Here is a 15,728-nt window from a genome sequence, read left to right as displayed (position 1 = left end):
GCCCGGGGCATGCCCCGGGCCTTCGCTCTATCCCGGCTCTCCAGGAGACCGTATGAGCTCGGACACCCTCGCCCCGGCGAAACCCGCCGTCGAGCTGGAGGGCATCACCAAGCGTTTTCCCGGCGTCGTCGCCAACCATGACATCCGCATCACCATCGCGGCGGGCACCGTTCATGCCATCTGCGGTGAGAACGGCGCGGGCAAGTCGACCCTGATGAAGATCCTCTACGGCATGCAGAAGCCGGACGAGGGCCAGATCAGGGTGAACGGCCAGGACGTCAGCTTCCGCACCCCGAGTGACGCGATCGCGGCCGGCATCGGCATGGTCCACCAGCACTTCATGCTGGCCGACAACCTGACCGTGCTGGAGAACATCGTCCTCGGCGCGGAGCCGACGAACGTCGGATTCCTCGACGTGGCCGGCGCGCGCAGGCGCATCAGGGAGCTGGCCGAGGCCCACGGCCTGCGCGTCGACCCCGACCGCCTGGTCGAGGACCTCGGCGTCGGCGACCGCCAGCGCGTGGAGATCCTCAAGGTGCTCTACCGCGGCGCCCGCATCCTCATCCTCGACGAGCCCACCGCGGTCCTCGTGCCGCAGGAGGTCGAGGAGCTGTTCGACAACCTGCGCGAGCTCAAGGCCGAGGGCCTCACCGTCATCTTCATCTCGCACAAGCTCGACGAGGTGCTGAGCATCGCCGACGAGATCACCGTGATCCGTCGCGGCACCACCGTCTCGAGCCTGCCGCGCAGCCAGGTCACCAGCGCCCGCCAGCTCGCCGAGCTGATGGTCGGCAGCGAGCTGCCGACCCCCGAGACCCGCGAGTCCACGGTCACCGACACCGTCGAGCTCGCGATCTCCGGCCTGACCATCGAGGCCGACGGCTACCGCCCGCTGCCCAAGGGCGTGTCCGTCCAGGAGTTCACGCGCGGCAGGCGACTGCTGCTCAACGACGTGTCCTTCGAGATCCGCAAGGGCGAGATCGTCGGCATCGCGGGCGTCGAGGGCAACGGCCAGTCGGAGCTGATCGAGGCGATCATGGGCATGCGCGAGGCGCTCGGCCAGATCACGCTCGGCGCCGAGGACATCAGCGAGTGGTCCACGCTCAGGCGCCGCGAGGCGGGCATCGGCTACATCCCCGAGGACCGCCACCGCCAGGGCCTGCTGCTGGAGGCCTCGCTCTGGGAGAACAGGGTCCTCGGCCACCAGACCAGGAAGCCCGCCCGCAAGGGCATCTGGATCGACAGGAAGGCCGCCAAGGCCGACACCGAGCGCATCGTCAAGGACTACGACGTGCGCACGCCCAGCGTCGACACCCTCGCGCTGGCCCTGTCGGGCGGCAACCAGCAGAAGCTGATCGTCGGCAGGGAGATGAGCGGCGAGCCGTCGTTCCTCATCGCCGCGCACCCGACCAGAGGCGTGGACGTCGGCGCTCAGGCCTCCATCTGGGACCACCTGCGCAACGCCAGGGCCGCGGGCCTGGCCGTGCTGCTGATCTCGGCCGACCTCGACGAGCTGATCGGCCTGTCCGACACCCTGTTCGTGATCTACCGGGGCCGGCTGGTGGCCAAGCTCGACCCGGCCCGTGTGACGCCCGAAGAGCTCGGCGGCTACATGACAGGCGCCATCACCGAGGAAGGGTCATGATGCCCGCAGGCCTCAATCGCTTGTTGCTGACGGTGGGCGGCGCCGTCGTGGCCATCGTGCTGGCCATGGTGATCTCCAGCGTGGCCATCCTCGCCGCCGGAGCGGATCCGCTGGCCGCGTTCGGCGCGTTCTTCGACTTCGGCGAGACCGAGAACGCCCTGGTCAACGGCATCGCCACGGTGATCAACCGGGCGGTCCCGCTGTTCATCGCCGGTCTGGCGGTGGCGGTCGGCTTCCGGATGAACCTCTTCAACATCGGCGTCGAGGGGCAGTATCGCATCGCGGCCATCTGCGCCGCCTACGTGGGCGCGACCTTCAGCGCCCCCGCGCCGATCCAGATCGCGGTCATCGTCGTCGTGGCCGCGGCCGTCGGCGGCCTCTACGCGCTGATCCCGGCCCTGATGAAGGTCGGCAGGGGCGTCAACGAGGTCATCTCGACCATCATGCTCAACTACATCGCGATCAACCTGGCCGCCTTCCTGCTGCGCGGGCCCTTCCAGGGGCCGCGGCCCGAGGGCCAGCTGACCGTGCAGACGGCCGACATCCCGCAGTCCGGCTGGTTCCCGAACTTCAACTTCCTGTTCACGATGTTCGGGCTGCCCGCCCCGCGTGGCGCGGGCCTGTGGGGCTTCCTCGGCGTGGCGGTCGTGCTCGGCATCGTGCTGTGGGTGGTGCTCGAACGCACCCGCTTCGGCTTCGACGTCAAGGCCAGCGGCCTCAACTCGATCGCAGCCCTCGCCTCCGGCGTCAAGCCGAAGAAGATGGTCATCTCGGCGATGGTGCTGTCCGGCGCGATCGCGGGCCTCATCGGCCTGCCGGAGATCCTCGGCCGCACCCACAACTACGGCACCAGCTTCACGGCGGGTCTCGGCTTCCTCGGCATCGCCGTCGCGCTGCTCGGCCGGAACAAGCCGGTCGGCATCGCGATCGCGGCGCTGCTGTTCGGCTTCCTCGACCGGGCGCAGGGGCCGCTGCAGTTCGCGGACGTGCCGCCCTCGGTCATCATGATCATGCAGGGCACGATCGTGCTGCTGGTGGTCATCGCCAACGAGATCACCGGCCGGATGGCGCTCCGCCAGGAGGAACGGCGGGCCGCGCGCGAACTCGCCACGACTAACCGCGTAGAGGTGACCGCATGAGCGCCGTCGGGGCACGCAAGGTCAGGAAGTACCACCTCGCGCTGATCGGCGTCGCGGTGCTCATCCTGCTGCTCTCCCTGGTGAGGGTCATCACCGGCAAGGTCGAGATCACCTCGTCCGGTACCTTCGCGGCGGCGCTGGTGCTGGCCGTACCCATCGGACTGGCCGGTCTGGGCGGCTTGTGGGCGGAGCGGGCCGGTGTGGTCAACATCGGTCTCGAAGGCATGATGGTGCTCGGCACCTGGTTCGCCGGGTGGGCGGGCTACCAGTGGGGCTGGCAGGCGGCCCTGGTGGCGGGGCTCGTGGCGGGCGCCGCCGGCGGGCTGCTGCACGCGATCGCCACCGTCGGCTTCGGCGTCGACCACATCATCAGCGGCGTCGCGATCAACCTGCTGGGTCCCGGCGTCACCAGGTTCCTGTCGGAGGTCCTGTACACCGAGGGCACCGCGGCGGCGGAGGCGGGAGCGGGCATTACCACCTCGCCAGCGCTGTCCTCCAAGCCGCCCGAGACGAGCCTGCCGCTGTTCTCCTCGGGGCCCGACCTGCTCGGCACGCTGGAGAACACGCACTGGTTCCTCATCTCCGACATCGCGGGCATCCTGCGCGGGCTCACCCACGACGTGGGCCTCCTGGTCATCGTGGCCGTCGCGCTGATCCCGCTGACCTACTTCGTGCTCTGGCGCACGGCGTTCGGCCTGCGGCTGCGCTCGGCGGGCGAGAACCCGTGGGCGGCCGAGTCGCTCGGCGTGAACGTCTACCTCACCAAGTACATCGCCACCGTCATCTCGGGCGCGCTGGCCGGGCTCGGCGGCGTGTTCCTGGTCTTCTTCACCACCAAATACGTCGAGGGCCAGACGAATGGCCGCGGCTTCATCGGCCTGGCCGCCATGATCTTCGGTAACTGGCGGCCCGGCGGGTTGGCAGCGGGCGCCTCGCTGTTCGGCTACGCCGACGGCCTGCAGCTGCGCAGCTCGGCAGCGGTGACCGGGTTCTTCCTGTTCGGCGCGATCCTGCTGTTCATCTACGTCGCCTACCGGATCAGGCAGCTGTTCCTGTCCGGCCGCGAGACGCCCGCCGCGGCCGTCGCGGGAGCCAAGGACTACACCGTCATGGCGTTCGCCGCAGGCGGCGCGGTCGTGCTCATCTGGCTGTGGATGACCGTCGACCGCCTGCCGAACGAGTTCGTCTTCATCACCCCGCACGTCCTGACCCTCCTTGTGCTCCTGGTCGCCTCCCAGCGCCTGCGGATGCCCAAGGCGGACGGCGTGCGCTACCGCCGCGGGGAGCAGCATTGAGCATCGATTGGGACGCCCTCAGGGGTGAGGCGGAGCGGGCGATGCAGAACGCCTACGCGCCCTACTCCAAGTTCCCCGTGGGCGCGGCGGCCGTGGTCGACGACGGTCGCGTCGTCACCGGCTGCAACGTGGAGAACGCCTCCTACGGCCTGGGCCTGTGCGCTGAGTGCGGCCTCGTCTCGGCGCTGCACGCCACCGGCGGCGGCCGGCTGGTCGCCTTCACCTGCGTGGACGGCCACGGCGAGCTGCTCATGCCGTGTGGACGCTGCCGCCAGCTGCTGTTCGAGTTCGGCGGCGAGGAGCTGCTCGTCGAGACGCCCGACGGGCCCAGGCGGATGGCCGACATCCTGCCGTACGCCTTCGGGCCCGACGACCTGTCCAGGGGGGCATGAGCATGGACGTCATCGACGTCATCGTCACCAAGCGCGGCCGTGGCGCGCTGACGACCGCCCAGATCGACTGGGTGATCGACGCCTACACCCGCGGCGAGGTGGCCGACGAGCAGATGTCCGCCCTGGCCATGGCGATCCTGCTCAACGGCATGGACCGGCGCGAGATCGCCGACTGGACCCAGGCGATGATCCGCACCGGCGAGCGCATGGACTGGTCGATGCTCGACCGCCCGACCGCGGACAAGCACTCCACCGGCGGCGTCGGCGACAAGATCACCCTGCCGCTCGCGCCGCTCGTGGCGGCGTGCGGGGCCTACGTCCCCCAGCTGTCGGGTCGCGGCCTCGGCCACACCGGCGGCACCCTGGACAAGCTGGAGTCCATCCCCGGCTGGCGGGCCTCACTGTCCAACGACGAGATGCTCTCCGTGCTGCGCGGGGCGGGCGCGGTGGTCTGCGCGGCGGGCTCGGGCCTGGCCCCCGCCGACAAGAAGCTCTACGCGCTGCGCGACGTGACAGGGACCGTCGAGTCGATCCCGCTGATCGCCTCGTCGATCATGTCGAAGAAGATCGCGGAGGGGACCGGGTCGCTGGTCCTCGACGTCAAGGTCGGCTCGGGCGCGTTCATGAAGGACGTCGGATCGGCCCGCGAGCTCGCCGAGACCATGGTGTCGCTCGGCGCCGACGCGGGCGTGCGCACCGTCGCGCTGCTCACCGCGATGGACCGGCCGCTGGGCCTGGCCGTGGGCAACGCGCTGGAGGTCGCCGAGTCGGTCGAGGTCCTGGCCGGTGGCGGGCCGTCCGACGTGGTGGAGCTGACGGTACGGCTGGCCAGGGAGATGCTGGAGGCCGCCGGCGTGTCGGGCAAGGACCCCGCTGAGGCGTTGAAGGACGGCTCGGCGATGGACGCCTGGCGTCGCATGATCGGCGCGCAGGGCGGGGACCCCGACGGGGTGCTGCCCAGGGCGGCCGAGACGATGACCGTGTCATGTCCTGCGTCGGGCGTGCTGACCCGCCTGGACGCCTACGGGATCGGGCTGGCCGCCTGGCGCCTGGGGGCGGGCAGGGCGCGCAAGGAGGACCTGGTGTCGTTCGGGGCGGGCATCACGCTGCACGCCAAGCCGGGCGACCTGGTGCGGGAGGGACAGCCGCTGCTGACCCTGCACGCGGACGAGACGGCCAGGTTCTCGCGAGCGATGGAGGCGTTGGAGGGGGCCTACGAGGTGGGACCCGCCTCGAACCCTGACCTGCTCCCGCTGGTCATCGACCGCATCACCGCCTGACCCATCCCACGCCGCCCTTCCCGGAAGGATCACCGGGGGAGGGCGGCGCGGTCTTCGCGTCAGCGGAAGCTGTCGGCGTGCTCCGCGGCCCACTGGGCGAACGTGCGCGGGGCGCGCCCGGTGACGTCGAACACCACGGAGTTGACGGTGTTGGCCTCCTCGGGCACGTTGCCGAAGACGTCGATCATGAAGTCGATCATCTCCTGCGGCGTCCCCTCGGCGGCCATCCGCTCGCGGGCCTGCTCCGGCGTCAGCTCGACGAACTCGATCTCCTTGCCGATCGCCTCCCCGATGAGGCGGACCTTGTCGCGGATGGTCAGCCGCTCCGGCCCGGTGAGGCCGTAGACCTTGCCGCCGTGGCCGTCCTCGACCAGCGCGGTGGCCGCGACGGCCGCGATGTCGGCCTCGTGCACCAGCGCGGTGGTGGCGTCGCCGAACGGCTCGCGGATCACGCCCTCGGTGCGTACGGCGTCGGCCCACTGCAGCGAGTTCGCCATGAACTCCGTCGGGCTCACCTGCGTCCAGGCCAGGTCGCTCTCCCTGAGCGCGGGCTCCAGGGTGCTCTCGTCCCAGCCGGCCAGCAAGGTCACCCTGCGCACCCCCGCCTTGCGGGCCAGATCGACGATGTCCTGGCCGTTCGGCAGCGGCGCGTAGTCGTCACCACCGAAGTTGATCAGGTGCACCGCCGTCACGCCCTCGAAGGCTGCGTGCAGGGTGTCGGTCTTGGCCAGGTCGCCGGCCACGACCTCCACGCCCTCGGGGAAGGATGCCTTGCCGGGGTTGCGGGTCAGGGCGCGCACGGGGTGGCCGGCCTCGGCGAGCTGCGCCACGATGTGGCGGCCGACGGTCCCGGTGGCTCCGGTCACGAGGATGGTCATCAGGTGCTCCCTTGACGCTTGGTTGCGGTGTCAGGAGCAACAGTAGGAAGCAATGCGGAAGAGTTGGTTCCGCAATTCACGCGGAGACGAAAACGTCGGCCAGAACCGCCCGATGGGTGGGCCGCGCGGCCGCGTGACGGTCGCGCCCCTCGTCGGTGATGCAGACGAAGACGCCTCGCCGGTCCATGTCGCAGGCGCCACGGGTGACGAGCCCTGCCTTCTCCAGGCGGGCCACGACGCGCGAGAGGGCGCTCTGGCTCAGGTGCACCTCGTCGGCGAGCTCCTGCACGCGGAACTTCTTGTAGTCGCCGGCCACGATGCGGTCGAGCACCTCGAACTCGCTGGCGCCGAGATCATGCTTCTCGCCCAGCGCGCGCTCCAGCGCGCACAGCGTCTTCGCGTGTTTGGCCAGCACATCGTGCCAGGCCGCGACCACGGCCTCCTCGTCCATGACGCGGAGAATACCATCAGGTAAACATCTATGCAACCGCATTAAATTCTGTTGCATTAAATGCAGATGCATGTAGTCTCTGTCTTCATGTCCTCCACTTCTGCTCGTACCGCGGGGTGGGGCGCGCTCGCCGTGCTCTGCGCTGTGATCTTCCTTGACGCGCTTGACGTATCGATGGTCGGGGTCGCCCTGCCCGCCATCCAGACCGATCTGGGGCTCTCGCCGTCCTCGCTGCAGTGGGTGGTCAGTGGCTACGTGCTGGGATACGGCGGTCTTCTGCTGCTCGGGGGCAGGACCGCCGACCTGCTGGGGCGGCGCAGGGTGTTCCTGGCCGCTCTTGGCGTCTTCGCGGTGGCCTCGTTGCTCGGTGGCATCGTCGACGACGGCACCTTGCTGATCGCGGCCCGGTTCGTCAAGGGCATGAGCGCGGCGTTCACCGCCCCGGCCGCTTTGTCGATCATCACGACGTCGTTTCCCGAAGGGCCGGAGCGCAACCGCGCGCTGAGCGTGTTCACCGCCTCCGGCGCCAGCGGTTTCTCGCTCGGCCTGGTGCTGTCCGGTCTGCTCACCGAGCTCGACTGGCGGGCCACGTTCCTGATGCCGGTGCCGGTCGCGATCATCGCGCTGGTCGCCGCGATCAAGGTACTGCCCAAGGGCCAGGAGGAGCGCGCCGAGGGCGGCTACGACCTGATCGGCGCGTTCCTGATCACCGCCTCGATGCTGCTGCTGGTGTTCACCGTCGTCCAGGCGCCCGAGGCGGGCTGGCTGTCGCTGCGCACGCTCGGCTCGCTCGTGGTGTCGTTCGCCCTGCTGGGCCTGTTCGTCTTCGCCGAACTGAGGGTCAAGCACCCGCTCGTACGGCTCGGCCTGCTCCGCTCGGCGCCGATCGTCAGGGCCAACCTGGGCCTGGTCATCCTGTTCGGCTCCTACGTCGGCTTCCAGTTCGTGGCCATGCAGTACTTCCAGAACCTGCTGCACTGGTCGGCCATGCAGACCGCGCTGGCGTTCCTGCCCGCCGGTCTGCTCGTGGCCGTCACCTCGACCAAGATGGGCGACTTCGCCGACAGGTTCGGCACCGCCAAGCTCATCGTCATCGGCTCGGCCGCGCTGGCCGGCGGCTACGCCATCTTCCTCGGGATCGACGAGAGCCCGAGCCTGGGCGGCCTGGTCATCCCCGGCATGGTGCTGCTCGGCATCGCGTTCGCGCTGTCCTTCCCCTCGCTCAACATCCAGGCCACCAACGGCGTGCACGACGACGAGCAGGGTCTGGCCTCCGGCCTGCTGAACACCTCGGGCCAGGTCGGCGGCGCGATCGTGCTGGCCGTGGTCACCGCGGTGCTGACCTCGGGCTCGGAGGCGGGCCTGACCATCGAGTCGCTGAAGACCTCGATCACCGTGCCGCTGATCCTGGCGGTGGTGGGCCTGCTGATCTCGGCCACGGGGCTGAACTTCCGCAAGGCTCCCGCGGTCGAGGCCAAGGAGGCCAAGGTCTACGAGACCGTCTGATCCTCCTCACCGAGAACGGCCTCCCCTCGACGGGGAGGCCGTTTTTCGACTGACACAATCGGGTCATGGGACGCCTGGAAGATCTGCTCGGCCTCGACCACCCCATCGTCCTGGGCCCCTTCGGCGCCGGGATGTCGTCGGTGGCGCTGACCGCCGCCGTCTCCGACGCCGGAGGTCTCGGCTCGTACGGCGGGAACGCCCTGCCGCCCGACCGGCTCACCGACCTCGTCGCCGAGCTGAAGGCGGCGACGAGCCGGTCGTTCGCCGTCAACCTCTGGGTGCCGCAGCCCGAGGAGCAGGACGCGGTCGCGACCGAGGCCGACGTGGAGCGGCTGCGGCCCTACTACGACGCGCTCGGACTCACCCCTCCCACCCTGGTGCCCCCGCTCGACTTCGCCGACCAGGCCGCCGCCCTGCTGGCCGCCGAGCCGCCCGCGATCAGCTTCGTGATGGGCGTCCCGCCCGCCGACGTGCTCGCGCAGGCCAGGCGGAAGGGCATCGTGACGATCGGCACCGCCACGACCGTGGACGAGGCGATCGCGCTCGACGAGGCCGGCCTCGATGTCGTCGTCGCCTCGGGCAGCGACGCGGGCGGGCACAGGGGAGCGTTCCTGCGCCCGGCGCGCGAGTCGCTGGTGGGCACGTTCTCCCTGGTGCCGCAGGTGGCCGACAAGGTGTCGGCGCCGGTCGTGGCCGCGGGCGGCATCGCCGACCGGCGGGGCGTCGTGGCGGCGCTGGCCCTCGGCGCCGACGGCGTCCAGGTCGGCACCGGCTTCCTCGTCACCGAGGAGTCGGCGGTGGGCGAGGCCCACCTGCGGGCGCTGCTGGGGGAGGAGGCCAAGGTGACCGTCCTGACCAGGCTCTTCTCCGGCCGTACGGCACGCGCCATCCCCAACGCGTTCGTCAGGGAGATGGCCGGATTCGAGGACGCTGTGCCGCCCTATCCCGTGCAGAACCAGCTCATGCTGCCCATCCGCAGGGCAGGCGGCGCCGATCACATCAACCTGTGGTCGGGACAGGCGGCGCCGCTCGTCAGGCGGCGGAAGGCGGCCGAATACCTGGCCGATCTGGCGGGGCTTACGGGGGAGTGACCCAGGGCATCTAGGGGGTATGCGGTCTTCGCGCATTGGCGCTCTCGTGGTCGGGCTGGCCGTACTGGCCGGGTGCGGCACCAGCGCGCCCCCGGCCGTCTCGGTCGCGCCCAGCGCCGCGCCCTCGGCTTCCACGGCCCCGGCCACGGGGGCGCCAGCCTCGTCGGCCACCCCGAGCGCGGCCCTTCCCGCGCCGACCAGCACCAAGGAGGTCGAGGTCGAGGGCGATCTCGGCGAGGCGGTCCTGGTCAAGACGGTCAGGTTCGCCGACCAGGGATCCTTCGACAGGGTCGTTATCGACCTCGACGGCGACGTCACCAGCTACAGCGTCCGGTGGGTCGACGAGCTGGTCCAGGACGGCTCGGGCGAGCCGATCGAGGTGAAGGGCGGCGCCTACCTGCAGGTCACGCTCAGGCCCGCCAACGCCCACACCGACGAGGGCAAACCCACCTGGACCGGCGGGCCGATCTTCCAGACCGAGCTCGGCAACGTGCAGAACGTCGTCAAGACCGGCGACTTCGAGGGCGTGGTCGGCGTCGGCCTGGTGCTCGACCACCGGGCCCCGTTCTCGGTGAAGGAGCTGACCGGGCCGAACCGCCTGGTGATAGACGTGGCACACTGACAGACGTGGTGAGAAAGATCGAAGGGGCGACCCGCATCCCGGTGCCCGGCGGCAAGGTGATCGACGAGCACATCGGCCGCGTCAACAGCGGCGACGAGGCCGTCTCCATCGCGCACATGACGGCGCCGCCGGGGTGGGAGGAGCCCGCCCAGACGCCCGAGTTCGCCGAGTACACGGTCGTGCTGCGGGGCACCGTCGTGATCGACCACGCCGAGGGCGCCACCGAGGTGACGGCGGGCCAGTCGTTCGTCACCGAGCCCGGCGAGAAGATCCGCTACCGCGTCGGCCCCGAGGGCGCCGAGTACGTGGCGGTCTGCCTGCCCGCCTTCTCACCCGACACCGTCAACCGCGACGAATAGCGCCTCGCCGGCCACGGGCGCTCGCTCCTTCCTGGTCATAGGATGGCGAAATGAGCCAGCGACCCAGTCTTGACGAGATCCGCCGGGCGCCGAAGGTGCTCCTCCACGACCATCTCGACGGTGGTCTGCGGGCGGAGACGATCGTCGATCTGGCCCGCGAGTCGGGCTACGACCGGCTGCCCACCACCGACCCCGACAACCTCAGGCAGTGGTTCGAGGAGGCTTCCGACTCCGGCTCGCTGGTGCGCTACCTGGAGACCTTCGACCACACGGTCGGGGTCATGCAGACCCGCGAGTCGCTGGTCAGGGTGGCCGCCGAGTGCGCCGCGGACCTCGCGGCCGACGGCGTCGTCTACGCCGAGGTCCGCTACGCCCCCGAGCAGCACACCACCACGGGGCTCAGCCTCGACCAGGTGGTGGAGGCGGTGCTCGAAGGCTTCCGGCAGGTGCCCGGCATCAAGGTCGGCACGCTGCTGACCGCGATGCGGCACCAGGCGCGCTCCATGGAGATCGCCGAGCTCGCCGTCCGCTACCGCGACGTCGGCGTGGTCGGCTTCGACATCGCCGGCGCCGAGGCCGGCTACCCGCCCACCAGGCACCTCGACGCGTTCGAGTACCTCCAGCGGGAGAACGAGCACTTCACCATCCACGCCGGCGAGGCCTTCGGCCTGCCGTCGATCTGGCAGGCCATCCAGTGGTGCGGCGCCGACCGGCTCGGCCACGGCGTGCGGATCATCGACGACATCTCGGTCGCCGAGGACGGCACGGCCAAGCTCGGCCGGCTGGCCGCCTACGTCCGCGACAAGCGCATCCCGCTGGAGATGTGCCCGACCTCCAACCTGCAGACGGGGGCCGCCGCCTCGATCGCCGAGCACCCGATCGGGCTGCTGCGCCGCCTCCACTTCAGGGTGACCGTCAACACCGACAACAGGCTGATGAGCTCCACCACGGTCTCGCAGGAGTTCGCCAAGCTGGTCGAGGCCTTCGGCTACGGCTGGGACGACCTGCAGTGGTTCACGGTCAACGCGATGAAGTCGGCGTTCATCCCCTTCGACGAGCGGCTCTCGCTCATCAACGGCGTCATCAAACCGGGATTCGCGCAGCTCAAGTGGCAGGCATGAAGCAGACCTACCGCTCGACGACCGCCTTCGTCCTCGGCTGGATCTGGGTGGCGTTCGTCGTGTTCAACGCCGTCGACCTGACCCTCCGCTACAGCGGCAAGCCGTCGCTGGTGGCGGCGGCGGTCCTGGGCGTGCTGACCGCGCTCGTCTACGTGACCGCGCTGCGGCCCGCCACGGTCGTCGAAGGTGAGGGGCTGCGGGTGCGCAACCCGCTGCGCACCACGTTCCTGCCGTGGTCGGCCATCGACGACGTGCAGGTCTCCCACACCATCAACATCACCCACGACGACAAGGTGCTGCGGGCCTGGACCCCCCAGGCCTCGGCGAGGGAACGGGCCAGGGCCAACCGCCGTGGCGCGCCGCGCGAGCAGCGCGGGCGCTACCGCACCGAGCCCGTCCTGTCGAAGGGGGAGCAGGCCGCCCAGGAGGCCATGGCGGGCAAGACGCACGCCGACTGGGTGGCCGAGCAGATCGCCGAACGCGCCGAGAGCGCCAGGCGCCGCGACGAGTCGCCGGGCCAGGTCCGCGCGGTCTGGGCCCCCGACGCGCTCGCCGCCTGCGTGGCCGCGCTGGTCCTGATCGCGGTCGCCATCCTGCTCTGACACTGGTTGACCCTGACACCGTGTGAGGTCCTAGACCTGGAGGAGTCATGTTCAGCATCGGAGACTTCGCCAGGCTCGGCCTCGTGTCGGTGCGCATGTTGCGCCACTACGACGCCATCGGCCTGCTACGCCCCGCCCACGTCGACCCGGTCACCGGCTACCGCTCCTACCAGGCCGGTCAGCTGGCCAGGCTCAACCGCGTCGTCGCGCTCAAGGATCTCGGCTTCACCCTCGACCAGGTGGGCGCGATCCTCGACGACAAGGTCAGCGCGGAAGAACTGCACGGCATGGTACGGCTGCGCCGCGCCCAGCTCGCCGCGCAGATCAGCGCCGACCTGTCCAGGCTGCGCGGAGTGGAGGCGAGGCTCCGGACGATCGAGAAGGAGGGCTTCATGAGCACCGACGACGTCGTGGTCAAGAAGGTCGCGCCGGTCAGGGTGGCCCAGCTCGCCGCGCGGGCCGCCAGCTACGAGACCGAGGACATCGGCCCCGTCATCAAACCGCTCTACCAGCAGATGTGCGAGCGGCTGGAGGCGGCGGGCGTGCCGATGCAGGGGCCCGGCATCGCCTACTACCTGCCCGAGGACGACGGCACCGTCATGGTCCATGCGACGTTCCCCGTCAACCTCGACCCCGTCAACCTCGACTCGGGCCAGGTCCACGACTTCGAGGTCGTGGACCTGCCCGGCATCGAGACGGCGGCCACCATCATCCACCGGGGGCCGATGGAGAACGTCGGCCCCACCTTCCAGACGCTCGCCCACTGGATCGAGGACAACGGCTACCAGGCGCTCGGCCTGGCCCGCGAGGTGTCCCTGCACTGCCCGCCCGACCTGAACGAGTGGGTGCACGAACTCCAGATGGAGATCGCCAAGGCCTGAGGCCCCTCAGAGCCCCATGACCGCGCGCAGGTCCGCCTTGAGCGCGTCGAGGTCCGCGGCCGCGGTGGCCCGGGCCTCGGCGATCTCACCGGTCACCGGGACGACGACCTCCAGGTAGCACTTCAGCTTCGGCTCGGTGCCCGAGGGACGCACGACGACGCGTGCGCCGCCCGCCAGGCGGTAGCGCAGGCCGTCGGTCGGCGGCAGCCCGCCCTCGCCTGCCGACAGGTCGTCCCAGGACTCCACGGCCTTGCCGCCCAGCGTCGCGGGTGGCGTGGCCCGCAGCCTGGCCATGGCTCCGGCGATGAGCGACAGGTCCGCGACGCGGAAGGACAGCTGCGAGGTGGCGTGCAGGCCGTACCGCCTGGCCTGCTCGTCGAGCAGGTCGAGCAGCGTGCGCCCGGCGCGCTTGGCCGCGGCGGCGATGCCGGCGACGGTGAGCGCGGCGCCGATGCCGTCCTTGTCGTGGACGGGCAGACCGTGCTCGCCGCCCACGCTGTAGCCGAGCGCCTCCTCGTAGCCGTAGACCAGCCCCTCGCCCGCCCGCATGATCCACTTGAACCCGGTGAGCGTCTCCGTGTAGCGCACGCCGTGGGTCTGCGCGATCTTGCCGAGCAGCGTCGAGGACACGATCGTGGTGGCCACCAGCCGGTCGCCCGCCGTATGGGTGATCACGTGCTCGCCGAGCAGCGCGCCCACCTCGTCGCCCGTCAGCATCCTGAACGTGCCGTCGCCCAGCGGCACGCCCACCGCGCAACGGTCGGCGTCGGGGTCGTTGGCCAGCACCAGGTCCGCCTCGACCTTGGTGGCCAGCGCCAGCGCCAGGTCCATCGCGCCGGGCTCCTCCGGGTTGGGGAAGGCGACGGTGGGGAAGTCGGGGTCGGGGTCGCGCTGCTGCTCGACCGTCACGGGCTCGTCGAAGCCCGCCGCGCGGAAGGCGCCGACGAGCGTGGCGTGACCGACGCCGTGCATCGGGGTGTAGGCGACGCGCAGGTCACGCTCCTGGCCCAACGGCAGCTGGGCGACGGCCGCCAGATAGGCCTCGACGATGGAGCCGTCGAGCACCTCGCCCTCGCCGAGCGAAAGCCCGTCGACCGGGCCCACCGCGTCGATCGCGGCCGAGATCAGGCCGTCGACCGGCGGCACGATCTGCGAACCGTCGCCCCAGTAGACCTTGTAGCCGTTGTCGCGCGGCGGGTTGTGGCTCGCCGTGACCGTCACGCCCGCGTCGGCGCCCAGGTGCCGTACGGCGAAGGCGAGGACGGGCGTGGGCAGCGGCTCCGGCAGCAGCGAGGCGCGCAGCCCCGCACCCGTCAGCACGGCCGCGGTGTCCCTGGCGAACACGTCGGACTTGTGGCGGGCGTCGTAGCCGATCACCACGTGCTTGCCGGGGCCGAGCACGGCGGCCAGGCCGGCCGCGGCGCGCATCACGGTGACGCGGTTCATCCGGTTCGGGCCCGCGCCGAGCTCGCCGCGCAGGCCCGCCGTACCGAACTCCAGCTTGGCGCCGAAGCGGTCGGCGAGCGCCGCGGGATCGTCGAGCAGGCCCGCCAGCTCGGCCCTGGTGTCAGGGTCGGGATCCTGGGCGAGCCAGGCCAGCGCCGCCTCCCGCAGTCCACTCGGGTTCATGGCCGCGCCCGCCTCGCCGCCCGTCGCCCCCGCGCTTGGGTTCACAGCTTGTCGACCACCCTGGCCAGCAGCGTGCCCATCCGCGTGGCCGTCGCGCGGCCCACCTCGAGGACCTCCTCGTGGTTGAGGGGCTCGCCGACCAGGCCCGCGCCCGGGTTGGTGACCAGCGAGATGCCGAGCACCTCGGCGCCGCCCTCGCGGGCCGCGATCGCCTCCAGGACCGTGGACATGCCCACCATGTCACCGCCGAGCGTGCGCAGCATCCTGATCTCGGCGGGCGTCTCGTAGGTCGGTCCGCGGAAGGCGACGTAGACGCCCTCGGCCAGCGAGGAGTCGACCTCGCGGGCCAGCGCGCGCAGCCGCTTGGAGTAGACCTCGGTCAGGTCGATGAAGGTGGCGCCGGTCAGCGGGTTGGCGCCGGTCAGGTTGATGTGGTCGCTGATCAGGACGGGCTCGCCGACGCTCTGCGTCTCGGGACGCAGACCACCGGCCGCGTTGGTCAGCACCACCGTGCGCACGCCCGCCGCGAGCGCCGTACGCACGCCGTGGACGACCGGCTCGACGCCGAGGCCCTCGTACAGGTGGGTGCGGCCGAGGAAGATCAGCGCGTGGCGCCCCGAGGGGGTGCGCACGACGCGGATCCTGCCCGCGTGGCCGGCCACGGCGGGCGGGTTGAATCCCGGCAGGTCGGTCACGGGGAGCTCGACGAGCGTCTCGCCGATCGCGTCGGCGGCTGGCACCCAGCCCGATCCCATGACGAGCGCCACGTCGAAGACGTCGAGCCCGGTGGCCTTCCTCAGGGCGGCAGCGGCCTCCTGGGCGTGAACATAGGTCATC

The 15,728-nt window shown here is 70.8% G+C and carries 16 protein-coding genes; 12 read left to right on the top strand and 4 right to left on the bottom strand.

The window, feature by feature from the left end:
* The first annotated feature begins 52 nt into the window (after window positions 1–52).
* Genes ACFXJ8_RS01100 through ACFXJ8_RS01080 form a run of 5 tightly spaced genes read left to right on the top strand, consistent with a single transcriptional unit; the run spans window position 53 to window position 5,751 of the window.
* Window positions 53–1,645 carry an ABC transporter ATP-binding protein gene (locus ACFXJ8_RS01100; protein ID WP_379641756.1) on the top strand — a complete coding sequence of 531 codons (1,593 nt, stop codon included), beginning with the start codon at window positions 53–55 and terminating at the stop codon, window positions 1,643–1,645.
* Window positions 1,642–2,784 carry an ABC transporter permease gene (locus ACFXJ8_RS01095; RefSeq protein WP_379641755.1) on the top strand — a complete coding sequence of 381 codons (1,143 nt, stop codon included), beginning with the start codon at window positions 1,642–1,644 and terminating at the stop codon, window positions 2,782–2,784. Before ACFXJ8_RS01100 ends, ACFXJ8_RS01095 begins: the two co-directional genes overlap by 4 nt.
* On the top strand, window positions 2,781–4,079 hold the full coding sequence (locus tag ACFXJ8_RS01090; protein ID WP_379641754.1) for an ABC transporter permease: 1,299 nt from the start codon (window positions 2,781–2,783) through the stop codon (window positions 4,077–4,079). Before ACFXJ8_RS01095 ends, ACFXJ8_RS01090 begins: the two co-directional genes overlap by 4 nt.
* Window positions 4,076–4,471 (top strand): cytidine deaminase, encoded by a 396-nt coding sequence (locus tag ACFXJ8_RS01085; RefSeq protein ID WP_379641753.1) that lies wholly within the window; start codon window positions 4,076–4,078, stop codon window positions 4,469–4,471. Before ACFXJ8_RS01090 ends, ACFXJ8_RS01085 begins: the two co-directional genes overlap by 4 nt.
* 2 nt (window positions 4,472–4,473) lie before the next feature.
* On the top strand, window positions 4,474–5,751 hold the full coding sequence (locus tag ACFXJ8_RS01080) for a thymidine phosphorylase (RefSeq protein WP_379642054.1): 1,278 nt from the start codon (window positions 4,474–4,476) through the stop codon (window positions 5,749–5,751).
* Between the two features lie 59 nt (window positions 5,752–5,810).
* Here ACFXJ8_RS01080 and ACFXJ8_RS01075 read toward each other — a convergent pair whose 3' ends face one another.
* Both ACFXJ8_RS01075 and ACFXJ8_RS01070 read right to left on the bottom strand, forming a co-directional pair.
* The gene (locus tag ACFXJ8_RS01075) at window positions 5,811–6,629 is read right to left on the bottom strand and encodes an NAD(P)H-binding protein (protein WP_379641752.1); all 819 of its coding nucleotides are present in this window, start codon (window positions 6,627–6,629) and stop codon (window positions 5,811–5,813) included.
* A gap of 76 nt (window positions 6,630–6,705) precedes the next feature.
* Window positions 6,706–7,080 carry a MarR family winged helix-turn-helix transcriptional regulator gene (locus tag ACFXJ8_RS01070; RefSeq protein ID WP_379641751.1) on the bottom strand — a complete coding sequence of 125 codons (375 nt, stop codon included), beginning with the start codon at window positions 7,078–7,080 and terminating at the stop codon, window positions 6,706–6,708.
* Window positions 7,081–7,167: 87 nt separating this feature from the next.
* On the opposite strand from ACFXJ8_RS01070, the gene ACFXJ8_RS01065 reads away from it, so the two are divergent.
* From ACFXJ8_RS01065 to ACFXJ8_RS01035, 7 genes are all read left to right on the top strand, one after another.
* A complete protein-coding gene (locus ACFXJ8_RS01065; RefSeq protein ID WP_379641750.1) occupies window positions 7,168–8,586 on the top strand; it encodes an MFS transporter in 1,419 nt (472 codons plus the stop codon).
* A 65-nt stretch (window positions 8,587–8,651) separates the two neighbouring features.
* Window positions 8,652–9,677, top strand: a complete 1,026-nt coding sequence (locus ACFXJ8_RS01060) for an NAD(P)H-dependent flavin oxidoreductase (RefSeq protein ID WP_379641749.1) — start codon at window positions 8,652–8,654, stop codon at window positions 9,675–9,677.
* A gap of 19 nt (window positions 9,678–9,696) precedes the next feature.
* Window positions 9,697–10,299 (top strand): hypothetical protein, encoded by a 603-nt coding sequence (locus ACFXJ8_RS01055; protein ID WP_379641748.1) that lies wholly within the window; start codon window positions 9,697–9,699, stop codon window positions 10,297–10,299.
* A 5-nt stretch (window positions 10,300–10,304) separates the two neighbouring features.
* Window positions 10,305–10,658, top strand: coding sequence for a cupin domain-containing protein (locus ACFXJ8_RS01050; protein WP_379641747.1), 354 nt, complete (start codon window positions 10,305–10,307; stop codon window positions 10,656–10,658).
* A 50-nt stretch (window positions 10,659–10,708) separates the two neighbouring features.
* On the top strand, window positions 10,709–11,779 hold the full coding sequence (locus ACFXJ8_RS01045; RefSeq protein ID WP_379641746.1) for an adenosine deaminase: 1,071 nt from the start codon (window positions 10,709–10,711) through the stop codon (window positions 11,777–11,779).
* Window positions 11,776–12,381, top strand: a complete 606-nt coding sequence (locus ACFXJ8_RS01040; protein ID WP_379641745.1) for a PH domain-containing protein — start codon at window positions 11,776–11,778, stop codon at window positions 12,379–12,381. The genes ACFXJ8_RS01045 and ACFXJ8_RS01040 overlap by 4 nt, the downstream gene beginning before the upstream one ends.
* Before the next feature lie 47 nt (window positions 12,382–12,428).
* The gene (locus tag ACFXJ8_RS01035) at window positions 12,429–13,262 is read left to right on the top strand and encodes a MerR family transcriptional regulator (protein WP_379641744.1); all 834 of its coding nucleotides are present in this window, start codon (window positions 12,429–12,431) and stop codon (window positions 13,260–13,262) included.
* Window positions 13,263–13,268: 6 nt separating this feature from the next.
* On the opposite strand, the gene ACFXJ8_RS01030 is transcribed toward ACFXJ8_RS01035, so the two are convergent.
* Together ACFXJ8_RS01030 and ACFXJ8_RS01025 are read right to left on the bottom strand one after the other, a co-directional pair.
* A complete protein-coding gene (locus tag ACFXJ8_RS01030) occupies window positions 13,269–14,891 on the bottom strand; it encodes a phospho-sugar mutase (protein WP_379642053.1) in 1,623 nt (540 codons plus the stop codon).
* A 41-nt stretch (window positions 14,892–14,932) separates the two neighbouring features.
* Entirely contained in the window at window positions 14,933–15,727 is a 795-nt protein-coding gene (locus tag ACFXJ8_RS01025; protein ID WP_379641743.1) for a purine-nucleoside phosphorylase, read from the bottom strand.
* Window position 15,728: the final 1 nt, after the last annotated feature.

The organism is Nonomuraea sp. NPDC059194 (assembly GCF_042754765.1).
Classification (GTDB): Bacteria; Actinomycetota; Actinomycetes; order Streptosporangiales; family Streptosporangiaceae; genus Nonomuraea.
This window is presented reverse-complemented; position numbering and strand designations above follow the sequence as displayed.

Bases quoted from the DNA above. Each gene is read 5' to 3' on its own strand.
- ACFXJ8_RS01100 (WP_379641756.1), top strand. From the start codon at position 53: ATGAGCTCGGACACCCTCGCCCCGGCGAAACCCGCCGTCGAGCTGGAG.
- ACFXJ8_RS01095 (WP_379641755.1), top strand. From the start codon at position 1,642: ATGATGCCCGCAGGCCTCAATCGCTTGTTGCTGACGGTGGGCGGCGCC.
- ACFXJ8_RS01090 (WP_379641754.1), top strand. From the start codon at position 2,781: ATGAGCGCCGTCGGGGCACGCAAGGTCAGGAAGTACCACCTCGCGCTG.
- ACFXJ8_RS01080 (WP_379642054.1), top strand. From the start codon at position 4,474: ATGGACGTCATCGACGTCATCGTCACCAAGCGCGGCCGTGGCGCGCTG.
- ACFXJ8_RS01075 (WP_379641752.1), bottom strand. From the start codon at position 6,629: ATGACCATCCTCGTGACCGGAGCCACCGGGACCGTCGGCCGCCACATC.
- ACFXJ8_RS01070 (WP_379641751.1), bottom strand. From the start codon at position 7,080: ATGGACGAGGAGGCCGTGGTCGCGGCCTGGCACGATGTGCTGGCCAAA.
- ACFXJ8_RS01065 (WP_379641750.1), top strand. From the start codon at position 7,168: ATGTCCTCCACTTCTGCTCGTACCGCGGGGTGGGGCGCGCTCGCCGTG.
- ACFXJ8_RS01060 (WP_379641749.1), top strand. From the start codon at position 8,652: ATGGGACGCCTGGAAGATCTGCTCGGCCTCGACCACCCCATCGTCCTG.
- ACFXJ8_RS01055 (WP_379641748.1), top strand. From the start codon at position 9,697: ATGCGGTCTTCGCGCATTGGCGCTCTCGTGGTCGGGCTGGCCGTACTG.
- ACFXJ8_RS01045 (WP_379641746.1), top strand. From the start codon at position 10,709: ATGAGCCAGCGACCCAGTCTTGACGAGATCCGCCGGGCGCCGAAGGTG.
- ACFXJ8_RS01040 (WP_379641745.1), top strand. From the start codon at position 11,776: ATGAAGCAGACCTACCGCTCGACGACCGCCTTCGTCCTCGGCTGGATC.
- ACFXJ8_RS01035 (WP_379641744.1), top strand. From the start codon at position 12,429: ATGTTCAGCATCGGAGACTTCGCCAGGCTCGGCCTCGTGTCGGTGCGC.
- ACFXJ8_RS01030 (WP_379642053.1), bottom strand. From the start codon at position 14,891: ATGAACCCGAGTGGACTGCGGGAGGCGGCGCTGGCCTGGCTCGCCCAG.
- ACFXJ8_RS01025 (WP_379641743.1), bottom strand. From the start codon at position 15,727: ATGACCTATGTTCACGCCCAGGAGGCCGCTGCCGCCCTGAGGAAGGCC.